This window comes from Gallaecimonas xiamenensis 3-C-1, from assembly GCF_000299915.1.
GTDB lineage: Bacteria > Pseudomonadota > Gammaproteobacteria > Enterobacterales > Gallaecimonadaceae > Gallaecimonas > Gallaecimonas xiamenensis.
On sequence record NZ_AMRI01000020.1, the window covers coordinates 19,545 to 36,120 of the forward strand.

Annotated in this window: 17 protein-coding genes; 14 read left to right on the forward strand and 3 right to left on the reverse strand. The window is 62.4% G+C overall.

The annotated features are described in order from the left end of the window. Nucleotides 1-5 precede the first annotated feature (5 nt). The 5 genes from B3C1_RS13640 to B3C1_RS13665 all read left to right on the forward strand — a co-directional run bounded on the left by B3C1_RS13640 (nt 6) and on the right by B3C1_RS13665 (nt 8,290). Complete coding sequence (locus B3C1_RS13640; RefSeq protein ID WP_008485520.1) at nt 6-596, forward strand: TetR-like C-terminal domain-containing protein; 591 nt, start codon at nt 6-8, stop codon at nt 594-596. Next, nucleotides 593-2,461 (forward strand): MFS transporter, encoded by a 1,869-nt coding sequence (locus B3C1_RS13645; RefSeq protein WP_008485521.1) that lies wholly within the window; start codon nt 593-595, stop codon nt 2,459-2,461. Before B3C1_RS13640 ends, B3C1_RS13645 begins: the two co-directional genes overlap by 4 nt. Before the next feature lie 147 nt (nt 2,462-2,608). Next, on the forward strand, nt 2,609-3,469 hold the full coding sequence (locus B3C1_RS19465; protein WP_051012928.1) for a winged helix-turn-helix domain-containing protein: 861 nt from the start codon (nt 2,609-2,611) through the stop codon (nt 3,467-3,469). A 72-nt stretch (nt 3,470-3,541) separates the two neighbouring features. Next, entirely contained in the window at nt 3,542-5,290 is a 1,749-nt protein-coding gene (locus B3C1_RS13660) for a dipeptidyl-peptidase 3 family protein (protein ID WP_237750999.1), read from the forward strand. 144 nt (nt 5,291-5,434) lie between these two features. Beyond that, nucleotides 5,435-8,290: a hypothetical protein gene (locus tag B3C1_RS13665; RefSeq protein ID WP_008485525.1), complete on the forward strand. Its 2,856-nt coding sequence runs from the start codon at nt 5,435-5,437 to the stop codon at nt 8,288-8,290. Between the two features lie 24 nt (nt 8,291-8,314). Here B3C1_RS13665 and B3C1_RS13670 read toward each other — a convergent pair whose 3' ends face one another. Beyond that, nucleotides 8,315-8,704, reverse strand: coding sequence for a VOC family protein (locus B3C1_RS13670; protein WP_008485526.1), 390 nt, complete (start codon nt 8,702-8,704; stop codon nt 8,315-8,317). Nucleotides 8,705-8,869: 165 nt separating this feature from the next. Here B3C1_RS13670 and B3C1_RS13675 point away from each other — a divergent pair, with 165 nt between their 5' ends. From B3C1_RS13675 to B3C1_RS19470, 7 genes are all read left to right on the forward strand, one after another. Then, complete coding sequence (locus B3C1_RS13675; RefSeq protein ID WP_008485527.1) at nt 8,870-9,262, forward strand: ribosomal maturation YjgA family protein; 393 nt, start codon at nt 8,870-8,872, stop codon at nt 9,260-9,262. A gap of 86 nt (nt 9,263-9,348) precedes the next feature. Next, nucleotides 9,349-9,675 (forward strand): hypothetical protein, encoded by a 327-nt coding sequence (locus tag B3C1_RS13680; protein WP_008485528.1) that lies wholly within the window; start codon nt 9,349-9,351, stop codon nt 9,673-9,675. Then, on the forward strand, nt 9,675-10,220 hold the full coding sequence (locus B3C1_RS13685) for a GNAT family N-acetyltransferase (protein ID WP_008485529.1): 546 nt from the start codon (nt 9,675-9,677) through the stop codon (nt 10,218-10,220). Before B3C1_RS13680 ends, B3C1_RS13685 begins: the two co-directional genes overlap by 1 nt. 10 nt (nt 10,221-10,230) lie before the next feature. Then, complete coding sequence (locus B3C1_RS13690; protein ID WP_008485530.1) at nt 10,231-10,830, forward strand: GNAT family N-acetyltransferase; 600 nt, start codon at nt 10,231-10,233, stop codon at nt 10,828-10,830. A 205-nt stretch (nt 10,831-11,035) separates the two neighbouring features. Beyond that, nucleotides 11,036-11,929, forward strand: coding sequence for a DUF2167 domain-containing protein (locus tag B3C1_RS13695; RefSeq protein ID WP_008485531.1), 894 nt, complete (start codon nt 11,036-11,038; stop codon nt 11,927-11,929). Nucleotides 11,930-12,016: 87 nt separating this feature from the next. Continuing rightward, nucleotides 12,017-12,406, forward strand: coding sequence for a VOC family protein (locus B3C1_RS13700; RefSeq protein ID WP_008485533.1), 390 nt, complete (start codon nt 12,017-12,019; stop codon nt 12,404-12,406). A gap of 83 nt (nt 12,407-12,489) precedes the next feature. After that, on the forward strand, nt 12,490-13,473 hold the full coding sequence (locus B3C1_RS19470) for an META domain-containing protein (RefSeq protein ID WP_008485535.1): 984 nt from the start codon (nt 12,490-12,492) through the stop codon (nt 13,471-13,473). 34 nt (nt 13,474-13,507) lie between these two features. Here B3C1_RS19470 and B3C1_RS19475 read toward each other — a convergent pair whose 3' ends face one another. Next, the gene (locus B3C1_RS19475; RefSeq protein ID WP_008485536.1) at nt 13,508-14,611 is read right to left on the reverse strand and encodes a citrate/2-methylcitrate synthase; all 1,104 of its coding nucleotides are present in this window, start codon (nt 14,609-14,611) and stop codon (nt 13,508-13,510) included. 106 nt (nt 14,612-14,717) lie between these two features. On the opposite strand from B3C1_RS19475, the gene B3C1_RS13715 reads away from it, so the two are divergent. Both B3C1_RS13715 and B3C1_RS13720 read left to right on the forward strand, forming a co-directional pair. Continuing rightward, on the forward strand, nt 14,718-15,599 hold the full coding sequence (locus B3C1_RS13715; protein ID WP_008485537.1) for a LysR family transcriptional regulator: 882 nt from the start codon (nt 14,718-14,720) through the stop codon (nt 15,597-15,599). Nucleotides 15,600-15,631: 32 nt separating this feature from the next. Then, nucleotides 15,632-16,156 carry a hypothetical protein gene (locus B3C1_RS13720; RefSeq protein ID WP_008485538.1) on the forward strand — a complete coding sequence of 175 codons (525 nt, stop codon included), beginning with the start codon at nt 15,632-15,634 and terminating at the stop codon, nt 16,154-16,156. Here B3C1_RS13720 and B3C1_RS13725 read toward each other — a convergent pair. After that, complete coding sequence (locus tag B3C1_RS13725; protein ID WP_008485539.1) at nt 16,153-16,545, reverse strand: phosphate-starvation-inducible protein PsiE; 393 nt, start codon at nt 16,543-16,545, stop codon at nt 16,153-16,155. The two genes, B3C1_RS13720 and B3C1_RS13725, sit on opposite strands and share 4 nt — an antisense overlap. Nucleotides 16,546-16,576 lie beyond the last annotated feature (31 nt).

The following is a 16,576-nucleotide window of genomic DNA, read 5'->3' on the forward strand; positions in this document are numbered from 1 at the left end:
ATGTCATGGGACGCCGTAACGACCACAGCAGCGAAGAATTCGACCAGATGGTGCTGCAAGCCGCCTGGGGCCACCTGCAGGAAAACAGTGCCGACAGCCTGAGCCTGAGGAAGCTGGCCGGCCTTATCGGCTATGCCCCCAGCACCCTGGTGTCCACCTACGGCAGCTACAGCCTGCTGCTGCTAAGGGTCAACGGCCACACCTTGGAGCTGCTGGCCCAGGCCCTGGCCCCAGACCCGCAGTTGCCCCCCAGGGAACAGCTGCTGCACCTGGCCCTTGGCTACCTGCAGTTTGCCCGCCAGCACCCCCACGCCTTTCGCCTGGTGTTCGAACACAAGATGCCCCAAAGCCAGGGGCTACCCGTTTCCTTTACCCGGCAGCTGGAAGGCTTGTTCGGCCGCATCGAAGGGCCCCTGGCCGCCTTGCAGCCCGGCCTGGCCCGGGACCACCTCAAGCTGTATGCCCGTACCCTTTGGGCCAGCGTCCACGGTATCTGCCTGTTGGATATCGACGATAAACTCTTCTTCGAGGGCGGTGACGGCCAGGCCATGGTAGCCACCCTCTTGGGTCAGATGTTAGACAAGGAGCCGTCATGATAGCCCTGCTCAGCCGCCGCCGCTTCGGGCCGCTGTTTTTTACCCAGGCCCTGGGGGCCGCCAACGACAACCTCTTTAAAAATGCCCTGATGCTGATGCTGACCTTTGGCACCGGCCTGCTGCCCTGGGACGACAAGTCCCTGACCGTCAACATTGCCGCCGGGCTCTTTATCCTGCCCTTCCTGCTGTTTTCGGCCTCCGCCGGGCACCTGGCCGACAGCATGGACAAGGCCAAGCTCATTCGCCGCATCAAGCTGGCGGAGATCGTCATCATGGGGGTGGCGGTACTGGCCCTGTGGCAGCAGCAGTATCTGTGGCTGCTGGGACTGCTCTTTCTGATGGGGGCCCAGTCGGCCTTCTTCGGGCCAGTCAAATACGCTATCTTGCCGCAGCTGCTCTCCCCCAAGGAGCTCATCAGCGGCAACGCCTGGGTGGAAATGGGCACCTTCGTGGCCATCTTGCTGGGCACCATAGCCGGCGGCCTGGTGGTGGGGCTTGAGCAGATGCTGTTGTGGCTGGCCCTTGGCCTGCTGGCGTTGGCGGTGCTGGGTTATGTCAGTGCCTGCCTCATCCCCCCGGCCCCGGCCAGCCCTGGCGCCGCGCCTTTTCGCTTCCAGCCCTGGCAGCAGACCAAAGCCATGGTCCGCATCGGCCATGAAAACCGCACCCTGTTCCTGTCCTTGATGGCCATCAGCTGGTTCTGGTTCTTAGGGGCCGGCTACCTGACCCAGTTTCCCACCTTTGCCAAAGACAGCCTGGGGGGGGACAACACCGTGGTCACCGCCTTGCTGGTGGCCTTCTCGGTGGGGGTAGCCCTGGGGTCCTTGCTGTGCGAGCGCCTGTCAGGGGGCCAGGTGGAGCTGGGACTGGTGCCCATCGGCTCTTTGGGCCTGACCCTCTTTGGCCTGGATCTGGCCTTTGCGCCCCCGGCCCAACTGGGTAGCGAGCTGCTGGGCATCGGCGCCTACCTGGCCCAGCCCTACGGCTGGCGGGTGCTGATTGACCTTGGCCTTATCGGTGTCTTCGGCGGCCTCTTTATCGTGCCCCTCTACGCCCTGTTGCAGCAGCGGGCCAAGGAATCGGAAAGGGCCAGGGTCATTGCCGCCAACAACGTGATGAACGCCCTCTTTATGGTGGCCAGCGCCGGCTTTGGCATCCTGTTCCTGTCGGTGATGTCCCTGTCCATTCCCCAATACTTTGCGGTACTGGCCCTGATGAATGCGGTGGTGGCCCTCTACGTCTATAAACAACTGCCCGAATTCGTGCTGCGCCTTTGCATCTGGCTGCTCAGCCACAGTTTCTACCGGGTACGCAGCCGGGGTCTGGACAACATTCCCCGGGAAGGGGCGGCGCTGCTGGTATGCAACCATGTCAGCTTCGTGGACGCCCTGCTCATTGCCGGCGCCTGCCGCCGGCCGGTGCGCTTTGTGATGGACAAGGGCATCTTCAACACCCCCGGCCTCAACTGGTTGTTCAGGACCGCCAAGACCATTCCCATCTGCTCGCAAAAAGCCGATCCGGTCATCTTTGAGCAAGCCTTTGCGCGCATCGAACAGGAACTCAAGGACGGTGAAGTGGTGTGCATCTTTCCCGAGGGCAAGTTGACCCGCGACGGTAACATCAACAGCTTCAGACCCGGGGTTGAGAAGATCCTGGCCAGCACCCCGGTACCTGTGGTGCCCATGGCCCTGCGCGGCCTGTGGGGCAGCTTCTTCAGCCACCAGGGCAAGGGCGCCTTCAAACCCGGCAAGGGGCGCTTCTGGTCCAAGGTGGAGCTGGTGGCCGAGCCGGCCCTGGCTGGCGCCGAGGTCAAGGCCGAGGCCTTGGAAACCCAGGTCAGGGCCCTGCGGGGAGACTGGGCTTAGGTGACAAATGTCTCAGCGATCACAAAATCACCGAAAAGAGGCAACAAGGAAAATAGATTTGTCAGAATTGCCTGATATACGCTGAACCAGGGCAGGACATGCCCCCGGGCCCTCCCCCTCGGGCCCAGGACAAAAAGGGACCAAGCGATGCGATATAGCCTAGGTGATTTCTCAGTGGATACCCGCCACCTCAAACTGGGGCGGGAAGGGGCCATGGTGGGGTTGGATGCCCGCATGGCAAAGCTGCTGGACCTGCTCTTTGCCGCCTACCCGCAAAGCTGTAGCCGCAGCTTCCTGCTGGAGCGGCTCTGGCCTGACACCGTGGTGTCGGACTGGTCCCTGTCCCGGCTGGTCAGCGACTTTCGCAAACTCTGCCAGGACAACGGCCAGCAACAACCCCTGATCCAAACCCTCAAGGGCCGGGGTTACCGCCTCGACAGCCTGGTCTGGGAAGCCCAGCAAGGGTCTGCTGCCCCGGCCATCAGCGCCAGGGGGCGCTGGCGGCTGCCGACCTTGGCCAGCCTTGGGGCCCTGGTATTGGCCATGGCCGCCGGGCTGGGTTGGCAAAAAATCCCTTCCGCCCCGCTGCAAATAGGCGAACCGGCCGACGCCCTTGGGCGCATCCTCTGGGTCGACGACCACCCCGAAAACAACACCACCGAGCGCCGTTACCTGCAAGCCAAGGGCATCGGGACCTACACAGCCCGCAGCACCGAAGAAGCCCTGACCATACTGGCCATGCACAACCATGACGCGGTGATCACCGACATGGGCCGTGGGGACGACGTGCTGGCCGGCATGCGCCTGGTGGAAGCCATGCGCGAGCGGGGAGACAAAACCCCGGTGTTTGTCTACACCATACTGCCCTCCCACACCAAGGTGCGGCTGGTACAGGAAAAGGGGGCCCAGGGTATCGCCTTTGACTCGGCCAGCCTTTACCAGCAGATATTGCCGCTCTTTGAAGAGCCGACCCAGCCGGCCCTGGCCCTGTCGGCCCTGGAGCGCTGACAGGCCAGGCTCTCCCCATCAAGCCGCCCCAGGGCGGCTTTTTTGCGCCCCTGCCCGGCCCTGGCGCACCTTATGGCGCCCCTGTCCTTGCAGTTGGCGCCGCTCTGGTTCATGTTGTTGGCCGACCCGGCCCAGCGGGCCCAGCAAAATAAGAGGAAACACCTCATGAGAAAATCCACCCTCGCCCTGGCCCTTGCCAGCCTTTTGGCCGCCCCGGCCTTCAGCGCCACGGCCCAGGACAGCAGCAGCCATTACGACCTTCAGGCCCAGCGCGACAAAATCGTGCCGGTGCAGATGAGCGCCAACACCAGCTTCCTGACCGCCGAAGAAAAACAGGTGGTCAACAAACTCATCAAGGCGGCCCGCCTGATGAGCGACATCTACCTGCGCCAGGTCAACGAACAGAACCCGCAGATCCGCGCCGCCATCGCCCAGTCAGGCGCCGCCAACAAGGCCCTGCTGCTCAACATGTTCGACGAGCACTTTGGCCCCTGGGACAGCCTGGCCGCCGGTCACCCCTTCTTCGGTGACAAGGCCAATGCCCCAGGCTCCGGCTTCTACCCCCAGGACATCACCAAGGACGAATTCAACGCCTGGCTGGCCAAGCACCCCAAGGACAAGGCCGCCTTTACCAGCCTCTATACCGTTATTCGCCGTGACGGCGACAAGCTGGTGGCCATTCCCTATTCCCAGTACTACCAAGAGTGGCTGGAACCGGCCGCCAAGCTTCTCGAAGAAGCGGCCGCCATCACCAGCAACCCCAGCCTCAAGCACTTCTTGACCCTGCGGGCCAAGGCGTTTCGCACCGACGATTACTTCCAGTCCGAAATCGCCTGGATGGATCTCAAGGACACCCCCATCGAAGTGGCCATAGGCCCCTACGAGACCTACACCGACGGCCTGTTCGGCTACAAGACTGCCTTCGAGGCCTTCGTTACCATCAAGGACCCCAAGGCCTCCGCCAAGCTGGACCGCTTCAAGAAGTACCTCAAGGACATGGAAGCCAACCTGCCGGTGGCCGACAGCTACAAGAACTTCAAGCGCGGCTTTGAGTCCCCCATCGCCGTGGCCGACCAGATCCAGGGCGGCGGCGACAACGTACCCGGGGTGCAGACCATCGCCTTCAACCTGCCCAACGACGAGCGGGTCCGCGAAGCCAAGGGCGCCAAGAAGGTACTGCTCAACAACGTCATGGCCGCCAAGTTCGAACGGATCATGAAGCCCATGGCCGCCCACATCCTGGTGCCCGAACAGGCCAAGCTGCTGGACCAGAAATACTTTGGCTATGAAACCCTGTTCCACGAGCTGTCCCACAGCCTGGGGCCGGGCTCCATCGTCAAAAACGGCAAGGCCACCACCGTTGCCGCCGAGCTCCAAGAGCTCTATTCCGGCACCGAAGAAGGCAAGGCCGATGTAATGGGCGCCTACAACATCCTGTTCCTGATGAAAAAAGGCGAGCTGCCCCTGGCAGAGAAGAACAACCTGCTGGCCACCTACGCCGCCGGCCTGTTCCGCTCCATGCGCTTTGGGGTCCATGAAGCCCACGGCATTGGCGCCGCCTTCCAGTACAGCTACTTTGTGGACAAAGGCGCCCTGAACCGTGAAAAGAGCGGCCTGTATCGCATCGACTTTGCCAAGCTGGAGCAGGCCATTACCGACCTGGTCCACGATGTGGTGGTGCTCCAAGGTGACGGCGACTACGCCAAGGCCAAGGCCTTCTTGGCCAAATACGGCCATGTCGACGACGGGGTACGGGCGGTCAACGCCAGCCTCGGCGAGGTACCGGTGGACATCCAACCCATCTACCCGTCCAGCATCTAAGTTGAAAGCCGCCGCCAGGCGGCTTTTTTCATGGAACCGACATCAAAGCTGCCAAGCAAGGCCTTATCTTCTAGACTCATGCCTTGGGTCGGCGCCTGCCGCCAGTTTGTGACACCAGGACCTCAAGCACATAAGGATTTGACCATGACAGACTGGCTCGCCAATGCGGCCGGCACCCAGGCCGCCGCCATCCCCACCGATTTTTTCAGCCAATTGCTGGCCGCTGCCCAGCGCTTTGACGATCAAAGCGCCGAGTCCCTGCTGCAAGCGTTCAACCAGCACTTTGAAGGCAACAACGCCAGCCAGGCCTTTTCCACCTTTATCGAGGAACTGGACCCCGCCACCAAGGCCAAGGTGGAACAGCAATGGCGCCAGCTAAAGGACAAGCTGGCCGGCCAGCTGCCTGCGGAAATAAAAGCCCTCTTTATCCCCTTGGAGCAATGCCAGGGCGAACAGGCCCTGCCCCTGGTTAGCCTTGCCCCCCAAGGCCAATGGCAGGCCGGCCAGTTCAAACTGGGCCTGGAGCTCAGTAGCGCCCTGGAAGTGGAAGTGCTGGCCCAGGACGCCGCCGAGACGGCCCTGGGGGATAAGCTGCCGGTGGGTAAATGCCTGCAACGCCTGGGGCTGGACGGAAAGCTGGCCGCCAGCCTGGGTGGCCAACTGCCCCTTTCCTTTGGCAGCCTGGGCCTCAATGCCAGCGGCCAGGGCCAGGTGGAACTGGACAGCTTCTACCTGGCCCCCAAGGACGCCAGCCTGGGGCAAAGCCTGGTGGAGATAGGCCGGGGCTGGACCAGCCCCCTGGATCTGGGCCAACTGCTGGCTGCCATGGCTGCTCCACTGCCCCTTCGCCGCCTGCAACTGAGCTTTGACGCCGAGCTGGCCCTGGGGGCCGAGCTCAAGGTGGGTAAAAGCCTGACCCGCAGCCTTGAGACCCTCAATGGCCAGGCCCTGGATAGCCCCCTGAAAGTAGACGCCGAACTGGCCGCCACTGTGGGCCTTAGCCTCAAGGACAAGGGCAGCTTCGAGCTGGAGCTACAAAGGGATACCCCCAGCAGCCTTTGGGTCCGGCTCTACAAGCGCCGGGACAAGAGCCGCAGCAGCCTGCTGCAACTGGGGGCCGATATCCAGCTCAAGGGACTGACCGACAACCTGCGTCAATTGGTGGACCGCGCCCTGCCGGACATGAGCGCCTTTGACGCCGAGCTCAAGGACTTCAAATGGCCCGGCAAGCTGTTGCAGGACAAGCTGGCGTTGCCGGACGAGAGCCTCTTTGCCCCCCTTATCGAGCAGCTGCTGTCCGCGCCTTCGGCCCAAAGCCTGCCCCTGGCCCAGCAACTGAAAAACCTCATCAAAGAACAACTGGCCCTGTTGGTGGATGAAAAGCTGCCCCTGTGGCAGCAAGACGACGCCCAACTTGGCCAGCGGCTGCTGCTGGAGCTGGGCCAGGCCCTGGGGCTGGACAGCAAAGGCCAGGGCCAACTGGACGAGTTGCTGGCCTCCCCCCTAGAAAAAGGCATAGGCAAGGTCAAAGAGGCCCTGGCCGACAAACTGCAGGGCTTGAAAGACAAGGGGGAGGCAGATCTGGACGCCCTGCTCAAACCCCTGGCCGCCGTGGATGCCGATATCCAAGCCACCAAAGACGCCATCCAGCAGGGGCTGGCCCAGGCCCTGGCCCCCATCGAGGCTTTCCTTGGCCGTTACAGCCAGTTTCGCAACCGCATCCTCAAGGTGGTGGCCGACGGTCTGCAAGAGCGCATCGGCCTGCAATGGCTGGCCAGCAGCGAGCAAGGCCAGAGCCGGGAAAGCCGCTTTAGCTGCCGCATCCTCAAAGACAGCCCCCAAAGCCGGGGCCTTTACCAGGCCCTGTGGCAACGGGATTTAAGCCGGCTGCCGGCGCTGCTGGCAGCCGCCTTGGCCAACGAATCGGTGGACAAGGTGGACGGCAGCTACAGTGCCCTGGCCCAGCACAAAAGCCAAACCACTGTCACCCTTAACCTGCTGGGCTTTGGTGCCAGTTGGTCTTCCCAGTTGCTGAACCTGGCCAAGGTGGAGCGTAGCCTGGACGGGCAGATCCTGGCCTGCCACAGCCAGGCCGAGGTAGACAAGGTTCATGGCCTGCTGGGAGAACGTAAGTCGGCCGCCCTGGTGATGGATACCGACCTCAAGGCCATGCTGGCCGGCACCCTGCTGCCGGCACCGCTGAAGCTGCAATTTAGCCTCAGCGACGACAACCTGACCGCCCAGGAACTGGCGCTCTACTTCAAAGGCATGGAACAGCTGGGCCTGTGCCAGTCAGGGGCAGGGGCCCAGGCCCTTCAAGCCCTGGGGGCCGACTCGGACAAGGGCGCCAACAAGGCCGACCTTAGCACCAGCCTGGCCTTTACCACCGGCCAATGGCGCTGCTTACTGGCAGGGGAGAACCAAGGGGAGGCCCTGGTGGAGACCTTACTGGACATCTACGAGCAGTCCCTGGCCCAGAGTCACTCCCAGGACCAAGAAGCGGTGGCCCGGCGCCCGGCCCTGCAGCAGGCCAAGGGCCTGGACCGCCAGGCCTGGTACCGGGCCCTGGCCAAGCAGCCCAACAGCAGGGCCGGCGCAGAATGGCAACTGGATAGAACCCTGAACGGGGTTGCCACTGGCTTGCAACACCAGGTGCAACGTCTTTGGGAACTGGGCCGGGCCGTGTTGGCCCTGGCCGAAGGCTACCAGGCCATGACCGGCCATTGGCAGCACTTGGCAGCCCTGCTTAGGGAGGATGGCGCCAGCGACAGGGACATCAAGGCCGCCACCCAGGCCTTAAATGCCGCCTTGCTAGAGGGCATAACCCCTTCCCTCAAGGCGGGCAGCGTCTTGTTCGACACCCAAAACCGCATTCCCTGGCCCACCCTGGCCCTGTACCAGGCCCTGGCGGTGTTGGCCGGGCGCCAGCCGCCAATGAACCTGGTCACGCAACTGGCCCTGACCCGAAAAGGCCAGGACTACCAGTACCTGATTGGCTGACGGCGAGCCGCCCAAAGGGGCGGCTCAGTCTTTGTGCTGGATAAGGTCCCAGCGGTTACCAAAGGCGTCTTCGAAGACCACCACCAGCCCATAAGGCTCGTCCCTGGGCGCTTCCACAAAGTGCACTCCGGCCGCCTTCATGCGTTCGTAGTCGGCCCAGAACCGGTCGGTATTCAAAAACAGGAAGACCCGGCCACCACATTGGTTACCCACTGCCTCTTGCTGGCGCTCGCCCTTGGCCTTGGCCAACAGCAACCCGGTCTGGGCACCTTGGGGGCGCACCACCACCCAACGCTTGTCGTCCCCCTGGGGGCTGTCGTCCACCAGTTCAAAACCCAGTTGCTGGCAGTACCAGGCAATGGCCTGGTCGTAATCTGGCACCACCAGGCTAACCAACCCCAGATGCTGTCCCATATGGCTCTCCGCAAAAAAGCGCGATTCTACCCCAAAGCCGCCCCCTTTACCTGGGCACTAAGGGGCGCTACTGTAGCCGACCGGCGGGCAAGGCTGCCCGCTATCGGCCTTGACCGGTGGACCTTGCTGGTCGCCCTTTAAGGCTAAGCTGCTCAAGGACTGCTGATGATGTTTCGATTTTCCCCGCCTTATGCCCTGCTGGCGCTGCTGTTGTTCCTGGTAGAACTGGCCATCGCCCTTTTCGTCAAAGACAACCTGATCCGGCCCTTCGTAGGGGACTTGCTGGTGGTGGTATTGCTGTACTGCCTGGCGGCCACCTTTGTGCAGTGCCGCCCCTGGCTCTTGGCCCTGGGGGTGCTGGCCTTTGCCTGGCTTATCGAGTGGGGCCAGTACTTCCAATTGGTAACCCTGCTGGGCTTACAGGACAACCGTCTGGCCAGGATCGTCATAGGTTCGACCTTTGATCCCTTGGATCTGCTGGCCTATAGCCTGGGCGCCCTCTTGGCCGCCGTCCTGGCCAGTCGCTTTGGCCGCGTGCGGGATAAAAAGCGTCCCTAACCCAGGATTTTTGCCCGGCGCCGTTGCACCCAAGGCGTAAAAACTGAAGAATAGCCGAATCTTTTCAACGGATTGACCTGAACGTCATGGATGCCCGCCCCACCCTGCCTTGGCAGCTGGCCTGCCTCAGCCTGGTGCTGATCACCCTGCAAGGGGTCCTCTGCTATGGCCTGGCCCGGCAAAACCTGCTGGGAGCTTTCAGGGATCTATGGCAAGCCTTTGATATCCAAACCTCTTCCTGGACCTTGTGGGTCAGCCGCTACGGCTGGTTGATCCCAGCCCTTTGCAGCCTCGGCTGGGTGATAAGCCTGTGGCGGCGCCAAGCCATGGGCTGGCTTAGCCTGCTGGCCTTGCTGGGGTTGTTGTCGGTCTTGGCGGCCCTGTACGGCCCCGCTCTCTGGTTACCCCTGTGATGACGTCGTTTTCCCTGCAAAGCCCCAGGCTCTTTATCCGCCCCCTGGCCAAGGACGATCTGGCGGCCTTCAGCCAATACCGGGCCGATCCGGCCGTGGCCCGCTACCAAAGCTGGCAGGACTACCAACTGGCGGACGCCGAGGAACTGCTGGCCGACCTGCAGTCCAGGACTTTCGGCACCCTGGGTCATTGGTACCAGTTGGCGGTACTGGACCTACAAGGGCAACTCCTTGGGGATCTCGCCCTGCACCTGGTGGACAACATGGAAGCCGAAGTGGGCTTCACCCTAGACCCCAGCCATCAGGGCCAGGGCTATGCCACCGAAGCCCTGGGCGCCTTGCTGGCCTACCTCTTTACCGAGCGCAGGCTGCGCCGGGTGCTGGCGGTGGTGGATTGTCGCAACCAGCCCTCCAGCCGGGTGCTGGAGCGCTGCGGCTTCACCAAGGACGCCTGCCACAAGGACGCCGTGTTCTTCAAAGGACAATGGTGCAGCGAATACCACTACAGCCTGACCGCCGGCGCCTGGCGGCAGCGCCAGCCCTGAAGGAGAGCCCATGACCTTTGTCGACCCCGTCTGCCTGGAAGGCCAGCGCCTCTGCCTCGAGCCGTTAAGTCAGGATCACCTGGCCGGGCTGCAAGAGGCGGTAACCGACGGCAAGCTCTGGGAGCTTTGGTACACCAGCGTGCCGCACCCGGACCAGATGGCCGCCGAGATTGTCCGCCGCCTGGCCCTGCAGGCCCAGGGGGAGATGCTGCCCTTTGCGGTGCGCCGCCTGGACGACGGCCGCCTGTGCGGCATGACCACCTTGCTGCATATCGACGAAACCAACCGCCGGGTAGAGATAGGCGCCACCTGGCTGGCCGCCAGCGCCCAGGGCACCGGCATCAACCCCGAAGCCAAGCTGCTGTTGCTCACCCATGCCTTCGAGCGCCTCAAGTGCATTGCCGTGGAGCTGCGCACCCACTTTATGAACCACCAGTCCAGGACCGCCATAGCCCGGCTCGGGGCCCGCCAGGACGGCATCTTGCGCCAACACCAGGTGATGGCGGACGGCAGCTACAGGGACACAGTGGTGTTTTCGATCATCGACAGCGAATGGCCCATGGTGCGCCGCCAGTTGTTGCACCGCCTGGCCCGCCGGGAAGCTCTCTAAGGGAAAACCGAAGAAAAACCCTAAAGCCGTCGCTTTGCTTAGGCAAAGGACGCAGCGCACCGTCCAGGCCCAAGAGGCCCGGCACGGGATGGGGCAAGAGATTGTTTTCAAAGGTTGGGCAGCGGATGCCCAGCCGTCATTTGCCGGCTTGCCGGCCCCACCGACGCCGGGAAGGGCGTCCAATTTGCTACAAATGGAACAGAAAATGAAAAAATGGTTGCTCACCCTCGGCTGTTTGCTGCTGAGCCTCAAGGCCCTGGCCGTCGACACCGACAACATGACGGACGAGGAATACAGCCAATGGGCCCAAGGGATCTGGGACAAGCTTGACCGCCAGACCGGCACCATCACTCTGCCCAACGGCGTAGCCACCCTGAATGTGCCGGAGAACTTCTATTACCTGTCCCCCAAGGACGCCGAAACCGTGCTGGTGGATGTTTGGGGCAACCCCCCGTCCAGCGAGCTGGGCCAAGGCATGCTGTTCCCCGCCGATGTCACCCCTTTTGACGCCGAAAGCTGGGGCGTAACCATAGATTACGAAGAGGACGGCTATGTCTCCGACGACGACGCCGCCGACATCGACTACGACGACATGCTGGCCGACATGAAAAAAGACGTGGCCGAAGAGAGCAAATACCGCGAGAAGAACGGTTATGGCTCGGTAGCCCTGGTGGGCTGGGCCGAAAAGCCTTACTACGACGCTTCCAGCCATAAGCTCTACTGGGCCAAGGAAATGAACTTCGACCATAGCGACGTCAACACCCTGAACTTCAACATCCGGGTGCTGGGCCGCAAAGGGGTGCTGGTACTGAACTTCATCGCCAGCATGGAACAGAAGGCCGAGATCAACACCAACCTAGAGACGGTGCTGGCTATCGCCAACTTCGATGAAGGCTCCCGCTACCAGGACTTCAACCCTGAGTTGGATAAGGTTGCCGCCTACGGCCTGGGTGGCCTGATCGCCGGTAAGGTGCTGGCCAAGGTGGGTTTCTTTGCCGCCGCCCTGCTGCTGCTGAAAAAATTTGGCGTCTTCCTGCTGGCCGGTCTGGCCTGGCTGGGCCGCAAGGTATTTAGCGGCCGCAAGGAAAAAACCGAGTGAATCCAAAGCCCGCCCCGGCGGGCTTTTTCTTTATTTTTCTTTAAGTTGGGCTACCTTTGGGGGGACTTGAATCCACAAGGAACCCGGATGTCCACTTCCCTCTTTATCAACCTGCCGGTCGCCGATCTGGCCGCCAGCATCGCCTTTTACAACCAGTTGGGCTTTACCACCAACCCCGCTTTCACCAATGACCAGGGCGCCGGCCTGGAAATAAGCCCCCAGATCAAACTGATGCTGCTGACCCAGCCCTTTTTCCAGACCTTTACCCACAAGGCCCTGGTGGACGCCAACAGCCACACCGAGGTGCTGTTGTGTCTGAGCCAAGATAGCCGCAGTGCCGTGGACGACATGGTGCAAAAAGCCCTGGCCGCCGGCGGCACCGCCCCCAGGGCAGCCCAGGACCACGGCTTCATGTATGGCCATGGCTTTGAAGATCTGGACGGCCATATCTGGGAACTGGTCTACATGGAAAGCTGAGCAATTTTGCCAGGGTTCAGGACCTTGGCCTTAGGCTAGCCCCATCCAGCCCCCAAGCGGGGCCCATGCAAAAGGAGAGTCGCATGCCGTTGTACAAATCCCTGCCCCTGCTGGGGCTGGCCAGCGCCCTGGCCCTGGCCGGTTGTGCATCCGAACCCCAAGCCCCCCAATCCACCTTGGACAGCGCCCAGCCGGTTGAATTGCAAGGCGAGTTGAATTACCTGGCTCGTATCGCCCTGCCGCCCCAGGCCTATGCCGTGGTGGAAGTGCGCGACAATACCGGCAAACTGGTCAAGGAGAGCCGTTGGAAGCTGAACGGAAAGCAGGTTCCCCTGCCCTTCAGCCTGACCCTGCCGGCCGGCAGCCAGGCCCCTTATGATCTGCAAGGGGCCATCTTCGTCAACGGCCGCCCGGCCTGGGTATCGGAGCCCGATACCATCAAGCCCATGGACAATGCCGTGGCCCTTGGCCAGGTGGAACTCAAAGCCGCGCCCCCTGGCGCCTTCGCCAGCCGCCTGCAGTGCGGCAGCACCGAAGTGCGGGTCAACTTCACCCCCAGCCAGATGCTGATGTACCTGGACGGCAACCGCTATGTGATGGCCCAAACCCGCGCCGCCTCCGGTGCCCGCTATGAGGCGGTGGACCAGCCCGGCACCGTGCTGTGGAACAAGGGCCATGACAACTGGGTTACGGTCAAGGGCCAGGCACTGCCCGACTGCCAAAGCCAGGGCAGCGACCTGCTGGCCCTGACCGGCAAGGAGTGGCGGGTTGAGGATATCAACGGCAAGGGCATATTGGACGGCTCCCACGTCAGCCTCAATTTCGGGGATGATGGCCGGGTAACAGGGTCGGCGTCTTGCAACAACTTCTTCGGCAGCTACCAGTTCAGCGCCGGCAAGCTGGAACTGGGAGGCCTGGCCAGCACCCAAAAGGCCTGTGTACCGGCCTTGATGGACCAGGAGTACCACTTCCTGCAGACCTTGCAGCAGGCCAGCCACTTCGACTTCACGGCCCAGGGCGCCCTGGTGCTGTCGAGCAGCGAAGGGGGCACCATACTGGCCCGCTGAGCAAAAAAACGCCCGCTGATGCGGGCGTTTTTTGTTACTTGCCGTTGTACTGGGCGCGGGGGCGAATGAGGCGCGGGTCCTGATTGAACTCGAAGAAGTGCGCCGTCCAACCGAACACCCGGGAACAGGCGAACAGGGCGGTAAAGAACTGCTCGGGAATGCCAAGGGCCAGGTAAACGGCGCCCTTGTAGAATTCCAGGTTGGCGTGGATCTCTTTGCCCTTCTTGCCGAATTCGGCCTGGCAGGCTTCTTCCACCGCCACCAGGGTTTCCATCAGCTGCTGGTACTGGGTGCCTTCGCAGAACTGGCGGGCCATGGGCTTGAGAATGCCGGCGCGGGGGTCGAGGCGGCGGTATTCCCGGTGCCCCATACCCATGATCTTGACCTTGTTGGCCAGGGCGCTGGCTACCCAGTCGGCGGCGCGTTCAGGGGCGCCGATATCCCGGGCCATCTTCACTGCCGCTTCGTCGGCACCGCCGTGCAGGGGACCGGACAGGGCGCCCAGGCTGCCGCCAATGCTGGCGGCCAGTACTGCCTTGGTGGACGCCACTACCCGGCCGGCGAAGGTACCGGCGTTGAAGCTGTGGTCCATCTGCAAAATCTGCACCGTTTCAAAGGCGCGTACCGCATGGGCGCTGGGCTCGCTGCGGTTGAAGGCATAGAGCAGCTTCTCGGCAAAACCCAGGCCTGCGGGCAGTTCCACCACGGCGCCAAATTGGGTCAGGTTGTGCCAGACCCGCACCAGGGCCGATTGCTTGGCCGCCAGCACCAGGGCGCTTTCCAACTGGGCGGGCAGGAAGTCCGGCAGCGGCGTCTTGGCCTTGGTGTCGACGATGGGGGCCAGGGCCTGGAGCACCGCCATGGGGTGCAGCTGGCGGCCCAGCTGTTCCAGCACCCGCAGTTCCACCGGGCTCAGTTCAGATTCCTGGGCCAGCCAGCCGTCCAGGGTTTTGGCCTGTTCTTCATCCAGGCTGACGTCTGCCACGACCAGGGCAATGACGGCGGCCAGGGATTGGCGGCTCAAGTCTTCAATGCTTTGGCCGCGATAGCTCAGGCGTCCGATGTCCCCTTCCACGTTGGAGATGGCAGTGGTACCAACCAGTACCCCTTCAAGGCCGATGTTGATCTCTGTGGTCATAGGGTCCTCGCAATTTCTTGGTTATAGGAAAGTGGTCCCTATTAAAGGCCTGCTGAAGTAGTTAATCTAATCAAACTAAATAAACGTTTGATAAGGTCAGCTAATCATGAGACTGGAAAGCGGCGAGCTGCGCACCTTCCACACCCTGGCCCGTACAGGCGGTTTCAGGGCGGCGGCAAGGGAGCTATTTTTGACCCAGTCGGCGGTCAGTCAGTCCATCAAACAGCTGGAAACCAAGCTGGGCCAACCCCTGGTTACCCGGGAGCGGCCCATCAAGCTCACCGCCGCCGGCCGGCGCCTCTACCACTACGCCGACGACCAGCTTCGCCAGGAGCAATTGGTGCTGGGGGAGCTGGCGCAATTGGCCAGGGGCGCCAATCAGCAGCTGAGTGTGGCCATCGACAGCACCAACAACCGCTTTGCCGGCCCCGATCTCATTGCCCAGTTCTCCAAGCAGTGGCCGGAAACCCGCTTGCGGATCATCGAGCAACCGTCCCGGGACATAGTCCAGTCGGTGATGAGCGGCGAAGTGGAGCTGGGCCTGGGGCCCTTTGCCACCCGCATGGCCCAGTTCGAACGTATCCCCATTTACGAAGAGACCCGGCGCCTGCTGATAAGCCCCACCCACCCCCTGCACCAGGGCCGCATGACCCTGGCCCAACTGCGCCAGCTGCCCCTGGTGGTGTCGTCCCTTGACGAACCAGATCAGCGCCCTTACCAGGAAAAGCTCAGGGACCGTTTCCAGATGATCTGGCAGATCTCCAGCCTCAACCTGCGCCTGAACCTTATCGACCGGGGCCTGGCGGTGGGCTATGTCAGTGACAGGGTGACCGCCGAGCTGCCCCAGATGCAGCACCTGCGCGCCCTTGACGAGTTCGACTTTGCCTCCATCCAGCGCCAGGTGGGGCTCTTTTTTCGGAAAGGGCGGGAACTGGGGCCGGCGGCCCTGGACTTCATCGGGGTTTGTAAGGATTACTGGAGTCATTGATACTACAGAGGTTACCCAGCCAAGGAGGCGACATGCGACTGCTTATTCCCCTGCTGCTGTTGGCCAGTGCCAGCGCCGTGGCGGCCCCTAAACAGAAGACATTTTTCGACAGCATCAGCGCCCTGTGCGGCCAGACCCTCAAGGGCAAGGTGGTCACCAATATCCCCGCCGATCCGGCCTGGGACGACCAGCCTTTGACCCTGACCATCAGCCACTGCGAAAAGCGCGAGTTGACCATGCCGCTGATGGTGGGCCAGGACAGCTCCCGCACCCTCTACCTGCGCCGCGCCAACGACAGTTTGCAGCTGGAGCACAGGCATAGATTGGCTGACGGCCGCGAAGATCCCTTGAGCCGCTACGGTGGCCGCACCCGTGAGCCGGGCAGCGTCAGCCTGCAGCGCTTTCCCGCCGACAGCTTCACCAAGGCGCTGTTCAAGGAAAAAGGCCTCCTTGAGGCCATTCAGAATGTCTGGACCCTAAGCCTGGAACAAGGCCAGCTCCACTATCGGCTGGACAGGCCGGGGCGGGAATTTGAGGCGGTATTCGAGCTGCCCTAATCCTTATAGGGATAAGGCAGTTTGATGTGGCCATAGCGGATCACCAGCACGGTTGCCGCCAGGATGAAGCCGGCGCCGGCCACCGCCAGGATGCGCCAGTTGTCCATCTCCTTCATGTCCAGAATAAGGTAACGGGCCAGGGCGACGATGGCGATATAGAGGGGCATGCGGATAGGCAGCTTGCCCGACTCCAAGTACAGCGACACCATGGCCAGCACTTCCAGGTAGATAAAGAGCAGCAACAAGTCCGCCAGGGTCACAGCCCTGGCCTGCACCATCACCCAGACTTCCGAGACGATGAGGATCAAGGTGGCGATGGCCACGATCACCAGCACCAGATCCTGGACCAGTGCCAGGCTGTCCCTTCCCCAGGTTTGGAAACGATTCATGGCAACTCCTTATCCTTGGTGACTGACCACT

Bases quoted from the DNA above. Each gene is read 5' to 3' on its own strand.
- B3C1_RS13640 (WP_008485520.1), top strand. From the start codon at position 6: ATGGGACGCCGTAACGACCACAGCAGCGAAGAATTCGACCAGATGGTG.
- B3C1_RS13645 (WP_008485521.1), top strand. From the start codon at position 593: ATGATAGCCCTGCTCAGCCGCCGCCGCTTCGGGCCGCTGTTTTTTACC.
- B3C1_RS19465 (WP_051012928.1), top strand. From the start codon at position 2,609: ATGCGATATAGCCTAGGTGATTTCTCAGTGGATACCCGCCACCTCAAA.
- B3C1_RS13660 (WP_237750999.1), top strand. From the start codon at position 3,542: ATGGCGCCCCTGTCCTTGCAGTTGGCGCCGCTCTGGTTCATGTTGTTG.
- B3C1_RS13665 (WP_008485525.1), top strand. From the start codon at position 5,435: ATGACAGACTGGCTCGCCAATGCGGCCGGCACCCAGGCCGCCGCCATC.
- B3C1_RS13670 (WP_008485526.1), bottom strand. From the start codon at position 8,704: ATGGGACAGCATCTGGGGTTGGTTAGCCTGGTGGTGCCAGATTACGAC.
- B3C1_RS13675 (WP_008485527.1), top strand. From the start codon at position 8,870: ATGATGTTTCGATTTTCCCCGCCTTATGCCCTGCTGGCGCTGCTGTTG.
- B3C1_RS13680 (WP_008485528.1), top strand. From the start codon at position 9,349: ATGGATGCCCGCCCCACCCTGCCTTGGCAGCTGGCCTGCCTCAGCCTG.
- B3C1_RS13685 (WP_008485529.1), top strand. From the start codon at position 9,675: ATGACGTCGTTTTCCCTGCAAAGCCCCAGGCTCTTTATCCGCCCCCTG.
- B3C1_RS13690 (WP_008485530.1), top strand. From the start codon at position 10,231: ATGACCTTTGTCGACCCCGTCTGCCTGGAAGGCCAGCGCCTCTGCCTC.
- B3C1_RS13695 (WP_008485531.1), top strand. From the start codon at position 11,036: ATGAAAAAATGGTTGCTCACCCTCGGCTGTTTGCTGCTGAGCCTCAAG.
- B3C1_RS13700 (WP_008485533.1), top strand. From the start codon at position 12,017: ATGTCCACTTCCCTCTTTATCAACCTGCCGGTCGCCGATCTGGCCGCC.
- B3C1_RS19470 (WP_008485535.1), top strand. From the start codon at position 12,490: ATGCCGTTGTACAAATCCCTGCCCCTGCTGGGGCTGGCCAGCGCCCTG.
- B3C1_RS19475 (WP_008485536.1), bottom strand. From the start codon at position 14,611: ATGACCACAGAGATCAACATCGGCCTTGAAGGGGTACTGGTTGGTACC.
- B3C1_RS13715 (WP_008485537.1), top strand. From the start codon at position 14,718: ATGAGACTGGAAAGCGGCGAGCTGCGCACCTTCCACACCCTGGCCCGT.
- B3C1_RS13720 (WP_008485538.1), top strand. From the start codon at position 15,632: ATGCGACTGCTTATTCCCCTGCTGCTGTTGGCCAGTGCCAGCGCCGTG.
- B3C1_RS13725 (WP_008485539.1), bottom strand. From the start codon at position 16,545: ATGAATCGTTTCCAAACCTGGGGAAGGGACAGCCTGGCACTGGTCCAG.